General features: G+C 50.4%; 10 protein-coding genes. 4 read left to right on the top strand and 6 right to left on the bottom strand.

The window, feature by feature from the left end; translation table 11 throughout:
* Positions 1 to 8 precede the first annotated feature (8 nt).
* The 5 genes from PRUTH_RS06405 to PRUTH_RS06385 form a co-directional block, all read right to left on the bottom strand.
* Entirely contained in the window at positions 9 to 908 is a 900-nt protein-coding gene (locus tag PRUTH_RS06405; RefSeq protein WP_151172878.1) for a carbon-nitrogen hydrolase, read from the bottom strand.
* Complete coding sequence (locus tag PRUTH_RS06400; protein WP_151172877.1) at positions 905 to 1,945, bottom strand: agmatine deiminase family protein; 1,041 nt, start codon at positions 1,943 to 1,945, stop codon at positions 905 to 907. Before PRUTH_RS06400 ends, PRUTH_RS06405 begins: the two co-directional genes overlap by 4 nt.
* Positions 1,946 to 2,063: 118 nt before the next feature.
* Positions 2,064 to 2,648 carry a PilZ domain-containing protein gene (locus PRUTH_RS06395; protein WP_151172876.1) on the bottom strand — a complete coding sequence of 195 codons (585 nt, stop codon included), beginning with the start codon at positions 2,646 to 2,648 and terminating at the stop codon, positions 2,064 to 2,066.
* A gap of 207 nt (positions 2,649 to 2,855) precedes the next feature.
* On the bottom strand, positions 2,856 to 6,029 hold the full coding sequence (locus PRUTH_RS06390) for an efflux RND transporter permease subunit (protein WP_022943756.1): 3,174 nt from the start codon (positions 6,027 to 6,029) through the stop codon (positions 2,856 to 2,858).
* 8 nt (positions 6,030 to 6,037) lie between these two features.
* A complete protein-coding gene (locus PRUTH_RS06385; RefSeq protein ID WP_045978677.1) occupies positions 6,038 to 7,228 on the bottom strand; it encodes an efflux RND transporter periplasmic adaptor subunit in 1,191 nt (396 codons plus the stop codon).
* Between the two features lie 387 nt (positions 7,229 to 7,615).
* Between PRUTH_RS06385 and PRUTH_RS06380 the strand changes: the two genes are divergently transcribed.
* Positions 7,616 to 8,197: a TetR/AcrR family transcriptional regulator gene (locus PRUTH_RS06380; RefSeq protein WP_022943758.1), complete on the top strand. Its 582-nt coding sequence runs from the start codon at positions 7,616 to 7,618 to the stop codon at positions 8,195 to 8,197.
* On the opposite strand, the gene PRUTH_RS06375 is transcribed toward PRUTH_RS06380, so the two are convergent.
* Positions 8,184 to 9,470, bottom strand: a complete 1,287-nt coding sequence (locus PRUTH_RS06375) for a Glu/Leu/Phe/Val family dehydrogenase (RefSeq protein WP_138547178.1) — start codon at positions 9,468 to 9,470, stop codon at positions 8,184 to 8,186. The two genes, PRUTH_RS06380 and PRUTH_RS06375, sit on opposite strands and share 14 nt — an antisense overlap.
* A gap of 218 nt (positions 9,471 to 9,688) precedes the next feature.
* Between PRUTH_RS06375 and PRUTH_RS06370 the strand changes: the two genes are divergently transcribed.
* The 3 genes from PRUTH_RS06370 to secF all read left to right on the top strand — a co-directional run bounded on the left by PRUTH_RS06370 (position 9,689) and on the right by secF (position 12,936).
* The gene (locus PRUTH_RS06370; RefSeq protein ID WP_170268905.1) at positions 9,689 to 10,132 is read left to right on the top strand and encodes a hypothetical protein; all 444 of its coding nucleotides are present in this window, start codon (positions 9,689 to 9,691) and stop codon (positions 10,130 to 10,132) included.
* A gap of 76 nt (positions 10,133 to 10,208) precedes the next feature.
* Positions 10,209 to 12,044 carry a protein translocase subunit SecD gene (secD, locus tag PRUTH_RS06365; RefSeq protein ID WP_151172874.1) on the top strand — a complete coding sequence of 612 codons (1,836 nt, stop codon included), beginning with the start codon at positions 10,209 to 10,211 and terminating at the stop codon, positions 12,042 to 12,044.
* Positions 12,037 to 12,936, top strand: a complete 900-nt coding sequence (gene secF, locus PRUTH_RS06360; protein WP_151172873.1) for a protein translocase subunit SecF — start codon at positions 12,037 to 12,039, stop codon at positions 12,934 to 12,936. The genes secD and secF overlap by 8 nt, the downstream gene beginning before the upstream one ends.
* Positions 12,937 to 12,967 lie beyond the last annotated feature (31 nt).

The following is a 12,967-nucleotide window of genomic DNA, read 5'->3' as shown; positions in this document are numbered from 1 at the left end:
ACTCCGTTTTAATCGCGATAAAGTTTGGTTAAATCACCATAATGATCGATGCGGCGATCGCGTAGGTAGGGCCAAATGCGACGGACTTTTTCGCCGCGCTGTAAATCGAGCTCTGCCACTAATACCTCGGGTTTATCATCACAGGCTTTAGCCAGTAACTCACCCTGCGGCCCAGCGATAAATGAGTGACCCCAGAAATCGATTCCGGCGCTGTGGCCGCTTGGATCGGCCTCAAAGCCGGTGCGGTTGGCACTGATAACATAGACACCATTGGCCACTGCGTGGGCGCGCTGGGAAATAACCCAGGCATCTTGCTGGCGTTGTTGCTCAGCAGCGTCATCATTTTTATCCCAGCCAATGGCGGTCGGATAAATCAAGATTTCAGCGCCTTTAGTAGCCATTAATCGCGCTGCCTCTGGAAACCATTGATCCCAACATACCAACACCCCTAAGGTGCCCAGCGAGGTTTTTATTGGCTCAAACCCTAAATCACCGGGCGTGAAGTAAAACTTCTCATAAAACCCGGGGTCATCAGGAATATGCATTTTGCGATACTTACCAGCAATACTGCCATCCGTTTCCAGCACCACGGCGGTGTTGTGGTACAAGCCGGCTGCGCGACGCTCGAACAGTGAGGCAACAATCATCACCCCAAGCTCTTTTGCAAGCTCGCCAAAGACTTGCGTGCTCTGACCAGGTATGGTCTCAGCCAAATCAAATTGCTCGACATCTTCGCTTTGACAAAAATATAAGCCAGTATGAAGCTCCTGCAGGACCACCAGTTGGGCGCCTTGCGCGGCTGCTTCACGAATGCCGTTAATAGACTGTGTTAGGTTGTAATCACGCTCGGCGGTATTTTGCTGTTGCACCAAGGCAACGCGCAATGATTGTTGGGTTGGGGCGCTCATCGTTCCTCCAAAAAGCCATGCGGTAGTTGCATGGTTATACAGTGTAAGCTGCCAAATTGTTCAATCAGCGCGCGACAATCGATACCGATCACCTCACGCTCAGGATACGCCTTGGCGATTTGCTTAAGCGCCACGGCATCATGTGGGTCGTTATAGGTTGGCACCAACACCGCGCCATTGATAATTAAATAATTCGCATAGGTGGCCGGTAAGCGCTGACCCTCGGCGTTGGTGATGGGCCTGGGCCAGGGGAGGGCAATAAGGTGATAAGGCTCATTATCGAGCCCTCTTAGTGCCACGAGCTCCTCACGCATCGCGCCCAAAGCCTGATAGTGCTCATCGTTAGGGTCGTCACAATGCACGTAAACCAGCACATTATTTGGAGCAAAACGCACTAAAGTATCAATGTGGGAGTCGGTATCATCGCCAGCTAAGTAGCCGTGCTCTAACCACAGGATTTTTTGTGCTCCTAGTAGTTGCGCTAAGGTGCTGTCGATTTGTGCGGCCGATAACTGTTGGTTGCGGTTCTCATTGTGAACACATTGACGGGTACTCAACAGCACCCCGTGCTCGTTGATTTCAACGGCGCCGCCTTCAAGGATAAATTCACTGCGCTCTACGTTTACTTGAGCGCTAAGGGCTTGAGCGAATACTTGCTGGTTAATGGCATTGTCTTTCTCGGCTGCATATTTACCGCCCCAAGCGGTAAACTGACAGTCGAGGGCTTTTAGCCCAGTGCCATCACTTAGGGTCAGTGGGCCATGGTCACGCGCCCACGTATCGTTGCACTGAGCGCGGACAAAACGCACCTGATTCAAATCGGTGTGTTGTGCCGTTAATCGAGAGCGAATATGGGCTTCAAGGGCTTCATTGTCGACAACGATAAGCAGCTTTTGACGTTGGCTAATATGATCGCACAGCGCTAAATACACGCTCTCAACAGCCACCAAATTCGCCGCCCAATCGGTATTCGAATGCGGCCAGGTTAACATCACGGCATCCTGCTGATGCCACTCAGGGAGGAGTCTAAACGTCATTTCAATGAATCACAGAAAAACAAGCCGCTAGTTTAGCACTTACAGCTTGAATGTCAGCTAAATAAGGCGCGGATTTATTATCATCGAGCACTGCCAGAAACGGGTAGGTATCTAAGCGTTAATTTTCGCGTAGCTGTTCATGGCGTTTTTTCAGTTGTCGAGTCTGAGCGTGTAAACTGGCACGTACGAGAAGTTCTTGGTCTTGCTCGCGAATGGTAGCAAAAAGAATCTTGTGCAAGCAGCCATCGACCTGGGTATCGACCTCAATGACTTCGCCATAGCAATAGATGGCGGCGGCCTCTTGCTCTAAAAACAACTTACACCGCACATACTGGCCAACCTCCATTGGCTGTTCACGTCGTAAGGTAAACCCTGAGCCACCATAGCTTTGGCAGCGTTCATTGGGTTGGTCGGTACTTTCCTGCATTAAAATATGGCTAAGAATGAGATCGATTTTACGGGACTGCAGTGATAAGTAGTGGGCGAGTTCATTGGCGGTTTCACCGAGCAGTCGCAGCGGTCGAAGCGCTGATTGTTCGAGCGTATTGACTTCATTGGCGAGCCGAAAAAGCGGCGGGATATCGCGCTCTAGAGCGTCGGCATCGGTGGGAACGAGGGCGGATTCTATGCTCTCTACGACGACATTCACGCTTTCTTGAATTTGAAAAAACTCGGCGAATAACTCGCTTTTTTCATTGCTCATGTTGCTCACTTATCTCAACCACATTACTTAAAAGACCTTGTCGGCACAGTCATTGTTGCACAGCACTATGAGCAGCGCTGCTATTAAGCCTTACCCTACTGTCGAAAGTAAGTTTTAACTTGCTGATTTTTCTATAGTAGCTGTCATTGCAACGTTTGAAAAGAAAAGGCGCTATAACAGCGCCTTTGAGAGACTTTTTGGCAGGGGCTAAAGTAAGCCTTCGTCAGTTTCTACCTGCTCCTTTTTATGCTGCGCTGCGATTTCCTCGCTCAGCGCTTGGCGTGAGCGTTTTTCACCAATTCGGCGCTCAGTAAGCCAATAGAAGAACAGTGGAACAAAGAACACGGCTAGGAAGGTCGCGGCCATCATCCCGCCCATCACCCCGGTTCCCACACTGTGGCGGGCACCGGCGCCAGCACCAGAGCTCAACACTAAGGGCACAACGCCAAGAATAAACGCCAGTGAGGTCATAATTATGGGGCGAAAACGCAGCCGGGCTGCTTCTAATGCGGCGGCGGCAGCGCTCCAACCTTGTTGATGTTTGAGCAAGGCATACTCAACAATCAAAATGGCGTTTTTGCCCGCTAAGCCCAGTAGGGTGACCAGACCAATTTGGAAGTAGACATCATTTGTGAGCCCTGCCACCCAAATTGAAATCAGTGCGCCAAAGGTACCAAAAGGCAAAGCCAGCATCACCGACAAGGGCAAAGACCAACGCTCGTATAAGGCTGCAAGAATCAAAAACACCATGATCACCGCTAATCCTAATGCTAATCCGGTGGTGCCAGAACTGCGTTTTTCTTGAAACGCGGTGCCGGTCCAGTCATAGGTCATACCCGCTGGCAGCACTTGCTCGGCGATACGTTCGATTTCGGCAATCGCTTGTCCGGAGCTGTAACCTGGCGCAGCTTCACCGAGTAACTTTACGGCGGGTAAATTATTATACCGACTCAAGCTATCCGGCCCTCGGGTAAATTCCACCGTGGTGAAAGCCGACATCGGCACCATGTCACCAGAGTGACTCTTGACGTAAATTCGGCCTATGTCTTGCGGCTGCATACGATATTCGGCATCAGCAGACATCAATACTTGCCATGCACGTCCAAACTTATTGAAATCATTAACATAGTAAGTGCCCAGCGTACCGGCCAGCGTATTGAAAGCATCATTAATATTGACTCCCATAGCTCGCGCTTGCTCCCGGTCTATATCCACTTTTAGCTGTGGAGCGTCGGGGCGCCACAAGGTTTGCACACTGCCGACAATCGGGCTTTTTTGTGCTTCATTCATAACCAGCTGCATGGCTTGTTGAAGCTTTTCTGGGCCACCTGCGCCTTTATTTTGAATGTAAAACTCAAAACCACCGGTGGTGCCTAAGCCGAAGATAGCGGGGGGGTTAAAAGCCAGCACCAAGGCTTCATTGATGTGTGCGGTTTTGCCAAACAACTCTGCCACTAAGGCCTTGGTATCGACCTCGCGGTCATCCCAATGGGTTTGCGTAACAAATAAGGTTGCGGCGGAGTTTTTATAGCCGCCCCCGATAAAGTCAAAGCCAGTAAAAGCGGCGACATTTTCGTTGGCTGGGTTGGATTTAACCGCCGCGACCACTTCGTCAACCACCGCTGCGGTGCGCTCTAGTGATGAACCATCCGGTAGAAAAACAGCGGCAATGTAGAAGCCTTGATCTTCATCGGGCACCAAGGAGCTGGGCGTTTTTTGCCAAATGCCAACGGTTGCGCTGACCATGGCTATCATTAACACCAGCCCAAGCACGCCACGACGCACCATAAACCCTACGGCGCCCACATACTTATGGGTCACAGCGCTGAAGAACTTATTAAACCAAATAAAGAAACCGGCTGTTTGTTTGTGCTCATGCTTTAAAATCATCACACACAGCGCCGGAGTCATGGTTAACGCCACCACACCAGAGAGACTCACAGAGATAGAGATGGTAATCGCAAATTGGCGGAAAAGTTCACCAGTTAGCCCACCCAGAAAAGCAATAGGCACGAACACTGAACACAGCACCAAAACAATGGCTACCACTGGCCCAGAAACCTCTCGCATCGCCTTGATAGCTGCTTCGTGAGCACTGACATGCTCTTCGTGCATAATGCGCTCAACATTTTCAAGCACCACGATGGCGTCATCAACCACAATACCTATAGATAACACCATGCCAAATAGCGTTAGCGTATTGATGGAATAACCCAACATATACATGCCAGCAAAGGTGCCTAATAACGAGACCGGGACCGCTAACGTAGGGATCAGTGTGGCACGCCAGTTCTGTAAAAATAAGAACACCACCAGAAATACCAATAGCATGGCTTCGGCCAGAGTTTTTACCACCTCACGAATGGACACCTCGACAAAGCGGGTGGTGTCGTAAGAGACCACATGCTCAAGACCCATAGGGAACTGCGGTTTGAACTCAGCCATCACGCCATTGACTTCTTTCGCTACGTCCAGCGCGTTTGCGCCGGGCTGCAGAAATATCCCCAATAGCACCGCTTCTTTGCCATTGACGGTGCCGTTAAAGTTGTAATCCTTGGAGCCGAGTTCAACTCGCGCAACGTCTTTAAGGCGCAGGCTGCTGCCGTCGGGATTCGAGCGGACAATAATATTCTCGAATTCTTGTGGCTCAGACATGCGCCCGCGAGCGGTGACACTATAAACCAAAGATTGCGGTGACTTGGAAGTCGGGGTCGCACCAATTTTACCCGCCGCATATTGCGAGTTTTGCACCCGAATCGCATTGGCCACTTCATCCACGGTGACGCCCAATTGGCTCATTAAGTCAGGGCGTAACCAGATTCGCATGGCGTAATCTTTAGCGCCAAATATTTGTACATTGGTAGTGCCAGGGATGCGTTTAATACGATCGAGAATGTTGAGGGTGACATAGTTCGACGTCCACAATGACGAGCGTGACCCGTCAGGGGAGTAAAACGCGTGCACTTGCAAAAAGCTCGACGAGCCCTTTTGCACCACCACGCCTTGCCGTCGAGTCTCCTCTGGTAAGCGAGCCTCAACCTGTTTCACGCGGTTGTTCACATCCACAGCGGCTTGGTCGACATCAGTGCCGATTTCAAAGGTCACCTCGATGGTGGTTGCGCCGGCGCTGCTGGAGGTGGAGGACATATACATCATGCCCTCAACACCGGTAATGGCATTTTCGATCGGCGCCGCCACTGTTTGCTCCAGTACTTCGGCGGAAGCGCCAGGGTAACTGGCTGTGACTTGCACTACAGGAGGGGCAATTTCCGGATACTGAGCTATGGGTAAGGCACGCATGGCAGCTAAACCAGCAAGGACAATGACAATGCTGATCACAAAAGCAAAAATCGGCCTATCAATAAAATAACGAGAGAACATAATGCTGCTTATCCCTGCTGTTGCTGATTAGACACGGTAATGGGCATACCTGGGAAGAAAATGCGCGCCATGCCTTCGACAACAATTTCATCTCCGGCATTAATGCCGCTGCGAATAATCCATAGGTTCTCAGTCTTGTCACCGTTTTGTTTACGATACCACTCGCCCACTTGCACAGGAGCGGGACGAGCGATGGTGGCTCCTTGTTCATTTTTGCCGACAACGTACACAAATTTGCCGGTGCCATTATCCAATACCGCACGTTGGGGCACCACGAAGGTGTTGTTACGCACCGCGCCGATAAGCTCTACTTGCACGAACTGACCAGGGCGCAAACTAAATTCAGGATTGGGCACAATAGCCTGAAACTCTGAGGTACCGGTATTAGGATTGATGCGCACATCAGTAAAGTTAACCTCGCCACCGTGATGGTACTCACTGCCGTCTTGCAAACGTAGGCGTGTTTGCCATTGGCCGTCTTCAGGTAAACTCAATTCGCCCTTTTTCTGCGCCTGGCGCATCATAAGTTGCTCACGTTCTGAGAGGCCAAAACGCACTCTGACAGGGTCTAATTCGGTAATATAGGTCAGCAGTAACTCGGGCCCTGGCACGAAGGTACCCTCAGAGACTAACTCTCGGCCCATTACCCCGGCAACGGGAGCTTTGACTTGGGCATAGTCCAAGTTTAATTTTGCCTCACGCAGCTGCACTTTGCTGGCTTGTAAATCAGCGGTGGCGATTTGAACACTGGAAATGGCGTTATCATAATCGCGCTGTGATACTGATTTGTCTTCGCGTAACTTTTTCAGCCGCTTGGTTTCTCGCTGCGCTTGCTCTAACCGCGCTTGAGCGGCATTGACAGCCGCTTGGGCTTGCTCATAAGCGAGCTGGTAGGGGGCAAGGTCAATAGTGAACAGGGATTGGCCGGCATCGACCGTTTGACCTTCAGAGAAGTTTCGAGATTCCAACACGCCACTGACCCGAGCACGTATCTCGACCTCTTTCGAGCCTGATACCGTGGCTGGTACAGAGATAATAAAAGGCGCATCCACCGCTTTGGCGGTAATGGTTTCGACTTGGGCATTAGGCATGCCCCCTTGTGATTGTTGTGCTGGCTGCTCACAGGCACTTAACAATAATAAAGAGCTGAACACCAGTGTAACTGGACGTAATACAGTAGTAATAGAATAACGACGCATGAGTGAAGCGTTTCCCTTTGCAAATTGAATGATATGGGTCAGACGTTGTTATAGCGTGCTCTCGCAGGCGAGTTGCCAAGCCACACCGAGGTGACAATTCGCGGTTATTCTATGCGGGCGCAGGCTTTTTTTGGTGCATGTCATGCGCTCAAGTGTATCGGCATTACTGTGCATGAGCACAACATTGAAGACACAAATCGTGGCGCGACCGCCAACGCTCAGTGTAGATGACAGCCGAAAATTTTTACATATTTAATTACGGGTGTTAGCACTGAGTAAACGAAAGTGTATACTTATTTTCATCTCAGGTATACATCTTCGTTTACTATTGCTGCGAATAATCATTGGTTCCGTTATACTGCGCAGCAAATCGTTGAGGGGCGGAATATGAGTAGTAATAAGCAGCAGGCGGTGATCACCGCTGCTATCGCATTATTTGCACAACACGGCCTTGCAGGTACCACTATGGAAGCGGTGGCGGGCAAGGCAAAGGTATCAAAGCGCACCTTGTATAAATATTACTCCAGTAAGGAGCATTTATTTGATGGTGTGGTGGACCTACTCATAGAGCGTATTCGTCCACTGCAAGAAAACCATTTTTGCGCGCAAACCCCGATAAAAGAGCAATTGCAAGCACAGGCCCATGTCGGCTTACGATTGACACAAGACAAAGACTACCTGACCCTGTCGCGCATTGTTATGATTGAATCGTTGCGTTCGAAAAAGCGCGCGGCCAAGCTGCAAGAGCGGTTTCAAAGTTTTGAGCAAGGTTTGCACTCATGGTTTTATGAGGCGCAGCAGCAAGGTGCTTTGGGTGAAACGCCCGCCGAAATCGCTGCTGCCGTGTTCTACGGGGGCATGAAAAAGTTGGCATATTGGGAGCAGCTCATCAAGTGGAAACCGCCGGTGGAAAAAGAAAAGCTCGACCAGTTAGTCGAGCTTACCTGTCGGATGTTTACTCGCCATTAAAATAATCGGGCGTGCCATGTGCTTCAATACCGTCACTGAGGCGCTTGAGTGCGACGGCATAGACCGCATCGCGGAAATCGAGTTCTTGGCGCTGTACTTGCTCGTTAGCGCGCGCAAATGCACGGCGCATCACTTGCTCTAGCTCTTGCTCAACCCGCTCTCGCGACCATTGGTAACCGCAGCGGTTTTGTACCCACTCGAAGTAGCTGACAGTCACACCACCGGCGTTGGCCAAAATATCAGGGATCACAATGACACCCTGTTGTTTTAGTATACTGTCGGCATCACTGGTCACTGGGCCATTAGCTATCTCAACGATATACCGTGCTTTAACTTGCTCAGCATTATCAGCGGTGATCACGCCGCCTAGTGCAGCGGGAATTAAAATATCGACATCGCAGTGCAGCAGCTCCTCATTGGAGAGGGTGTCGTAGTCCTGACTTTCACACACTGAGCCTTCACAATAGACCGCTTTAAGCTCTTTATGTTCTTGCTTTTGCTGATAGACGCTATCAACGTTGAGACCTTCTTGGCGATAAATAGCTCCTTTAGAGTCACTAACGGCCACTACTTTATAGCCATCGTTGGCGAGTAAACGGGCAACATGATAACCGCCGTTACCAAAGCCTTGTACTGCCACTGTGGTTTGCTGAGGGTCGAGATTGTCACGTTTTTCTAATTCTTTAATACATAGGTAAGCGCCGCGCCCAGTGGCATCGTCACGGCCAATACTGCCGCCGAGAGCCAATGGTTTACCGGTGATCACGCCGGGATTTTTAACTCGGGTAATTTTTTCATACTCATCCATCATCCAGCCCATAATAAGGGCATTGGTATACACATCCGGTGCTGGAATATCACGCTCAGGGCCAATAAAATCGGCCATAGAGCGCACATAGGCGCGTGATAAGCGTTCAAGTTCAAAAGGAGACAAGGTTTTCGGGTCGACACTCACACCGCCTTTAGCGCCTCCAAATGGAATATCGACGACAGCGCATTTGAGCGTCATCCACAGCGCTAAGGCTTGTACTTCTTCGCTGTCAACTTCGGGGTGGAAGCGAATACCGCCTTTGGTCGGGCCGAGCACATTGTTGTGCTGGCAACGGTAGCCAGGGAAATACTGAACATGGCCATCATCCATACGCACTTCAACGTTCACGTGCATCATTGCCTGCGCGTGACTGAGCGTGTTGAGAACTTGTTGTGAGCACTGGATGGCATCCCCGATGCGTTTTAATCGTGTCACTGCGTCGTCAAAAGTTGTGCTACTCATTGGGCCTCCATTGGCATCATTCGATTTTGCTTAAGAGCAAGGTCGAACTATTTAGAGCAATTATTTTTAGTACCTAAATCAAACGTCTATATAGCGTTTGTGGTTCACTTTTTAAGGTTATTTAATCTCTGGGATTGAAATAGATAAAATCAACCCTATCTCTAAAAGGCATTCAATATCGGCAATTAGCCGAGCATAAATATAAGTACAAGGCACCCATGCGCAACGGTATAATTATGGTCATCGTGTTAATGACGCTGCTTTTGAGCAGTGCGTCCGCGCTCGCCCATACCCATACCACAGCAGCCGAATCATCGCTCTGCTCGCTGATGGTGCAAGAGCCCATGCAGTGCAGCTTTGATGATGTCAGCGCCGATGGCGCCTCAGAGCATCAGCGTCCAGCACCGCACCCCGCGCAATTGCCAGAGCGCGCTATGCGTACTCACCCCAGCTATTTTTTACACCCGGAGCAACAACCACTTTACTTGCTGGCGTACACATTGGCGCAGCACACTGCGCCGTTTAAACAGCGCTTTAAGGCGCCACCCGCCAGCGATTTTGAACCTTGGTATATCGCCAGGGAGCAGAAAAAATGTGGCCTTATCAATCACTGTCAGGCCGCGAACTTAACTTATCGTAGCCGGCTTCACTACGAGTCCTGAGTTAAATCGACCTTCGTTCTATTAATACCGAAATCAAGATTTAACACGCTTGCTGAGCAAGCGAAAAGGACTCACAATGAGACAACAACCTCACTCGCAAGAGCGAGTCAAAGGCGCGTCGGCGCTGAGCAGACAGCTGCGCTTATTTACCGTTATTAGTGTTATTTTAGTACTTTTTCTTAGTGCGCTTCCCAATATCTACCCTGATCATGCTGTAGTGCATGTGGCGTCTGTGCACACCCACAGCGACACCGTTAATATTAAAACAGAGTTGACAGAGGCTGGTTTTACCCTCGCAAAGGCGCACTATGATGCTGGCGAGCAACGCTTTGATATCCGTTTAACGGATCCCGCACGCAGTGCCGAAGCCGCACGTATATTGCGTGAGCATGGGCATGGGCATGGGCAGGTCAAAGTCGTCAGCCAAAGCAGCACACCACAGTGGCTGCAAAGTTTGGGGTTAGCGCCGATGAAGCTTGGTCTGGACTTAGGGGGAGGGGTGCTATTCGTATTGCAAGTGGATACTGACCAAGCACTCGCCACACGGTTAAAGAGCATTGCCGAAGAGGCTAATACGCTGAGAGTTAAAGCGCGTTTACGGGGCATAAAAATACACTCGCCGCAAAATAACGAAGTACGCTTAGTGGCAGCGCCAGCTAACCAAGCGCACTTACAGCAATTGGCTGATAAGTTGCAAGCGGCCTACCCAAAACTGGATATCGGTAGCGCCCATCAAGGCAGCTTAGAAATAGTATCCTTACGCTACCTGGATGCGCAGCAACAGCAATTTGCTCAGGCAGATATGACACAAGCGTTGGCTACTTTGCGCTCGCGCATCGAGGAGCTAGGCATAACCGAAGCCGTGGTGCAACGCCAAGGCGAGCGGGCTATTCGTATTGAGCTACCCGGTGTGCAAGACCTCAGTGAAGCAAAGCGTATTATTGGTGCCACTGCACAGCTTTCTTTTCACGGCCTGCAAGAAATTGGCGGTAAGCGGGTGCGCACTGAGCAAGGGCACAGCATTGCCATAGAGAGTAAAGCAATATTCACGGGTGCAGATATCACCGGTGCTCAAGCCGGCCGAGATGAAATGGGGCAGCCGATGGTACAGTTGCAACTATCCTCAGCAGGGGGAGACAAAATTAATCGGTTCTCGCGTGCGCACATAGGTCAACCCATGGCTACCTTGTACAGTGAATATGTAGTGGATGCCCAAGGTGAGGTGCGAATGCGCGAGCAGGTCATATCTGTGGCGACCATTAACGAAGCATTGGGAACGCGTTTTAGTATTACTGGGCTGGGTACCTGGCAACGAGCTCAAGACTTAGCCTTAGTATTGCGCGCAGGCTCATTAGAAGCACCCATTACCATAGTCAAAGAGCAAACCATGACCCCCAGCCTCGGTAAGCAAAACATAGAGAACGGTTTTAACGCTTTGTTATTGGGCTTAGCGCTAACATTGTCGTTTATGCTGCTGTGGTACCGGCGTTTAGGGGTTGTCGCCAACCTTGCATTAGCAATTAACCTAATTGCTTTGGTGGGGCTAATGTCACTGCTACCCGGCGTGGTATTAACGCTACCTGGGATTGCCGGTTTGGTGCTGACTATTGGCATGGCGGTGGATACCAACGTCATTATATTTGAGCGTATCAAGGAGGAACTGCGCTTAGGCAGAACCCGCTTACAAGCTCTTAAACGTGGCTATCAAGGCGCGATGAGCAGTATTATTGATGCCAACTTAACGACATTTATCAGTGCCTTAGTGCTTATCGGTGTGGGCTATGGCCCAGTTAAAGGCTTTGCCATTACGTTAGCGCTGGGCATTCTCACCAGTGTATTTAGCGGTGTATTGGTGTCTTCTTACTTGTCACACTGGTTGTTCGCAGCGGCGAAGGAGGTGCGTCATGGCTAATTATTTAACACGATTACGCCATCTGGGAATGGCGATCAGTATGCTTATGCTGGTACTCGCCGGCACTGTGATTGCCATCAAAGGAGTACCGCTTGGCCAAGATTTTACTGGCGGTTATGTGCATCAATTTCAAGCGCCTGAGGCGCTCACTCAACAGCAACTACAACACCAATTAGAGGGCTTACTGAGTGGCGATTTTCAATTAAGTGCACACAGTGATAGTCAATATCAATTATTTCAACCACCGAGCGAAGGGCAGAGCAACCCCAAGTGGCTCGATACCTGGGTCAGTGACAACGCATTGGTGCTACTGGATAGCAGCTTTTTAGGTGCACAGGCCGGTGACGAGCTCATCGACCAGGGGCTGATGGCGTTGTTATTCGCAACCCTAGCGGTGATGCTGTATTTAGTCTGTCGCTTTGAATGGCGTTTAGCGCTGGCGGCCACCTTGGCGTTGGTGCATGACGTTGCACTGACGCTGGCGGTGCTGGTGCTCTTTGACATTCCTTTCACCTTAACCGTGTTAGCTGCCATCCTTGCCATCATTGGCTATTCGCTCAATGACTCCATTGTTATCGGTGATAAGGTGCGTGAGATTGTCCGCGCGAAGCCCGCACAATCGGTGGCGGTGAGTATCAATATCGCCATTGCCGCATCCATGAGTCGTACACTTATTACCTCAATGACCACACTGGCGACGATTATTAGTATCTGGACGTTGGCAGGGCCGCCTCTTCAAGGGTTTGCCATCACCTTGTTTGTGGGTGTGCTGGTGGGCACTTGGTCATCGGTGTTCATTAGTGCCACCGTGCCGCATTGGTTAGGGCTTAGCGCCGAAAACTACACCAACCAAGACAGTGATGAGGTAAAACGTCAACTCGCTCAACCTTAGCGTTACTGCCTATCTAGGAGGCTTAGCCTCC

This window comes from Pseudoalteromonas ruthenica (assembly GCF_008808095.1).
Taxonomy (GTDB): domain Bacteria; phylum Pseudomonadota; class Gammaproteobacteria; order Enterobacterales; family Alteromonadaceae; genus Pseudoalteromonas; species Pseudoalteromonas ruthenica.
This window is presented reverse-complemented; position numbering and strand designations above follow the sequence as displayed.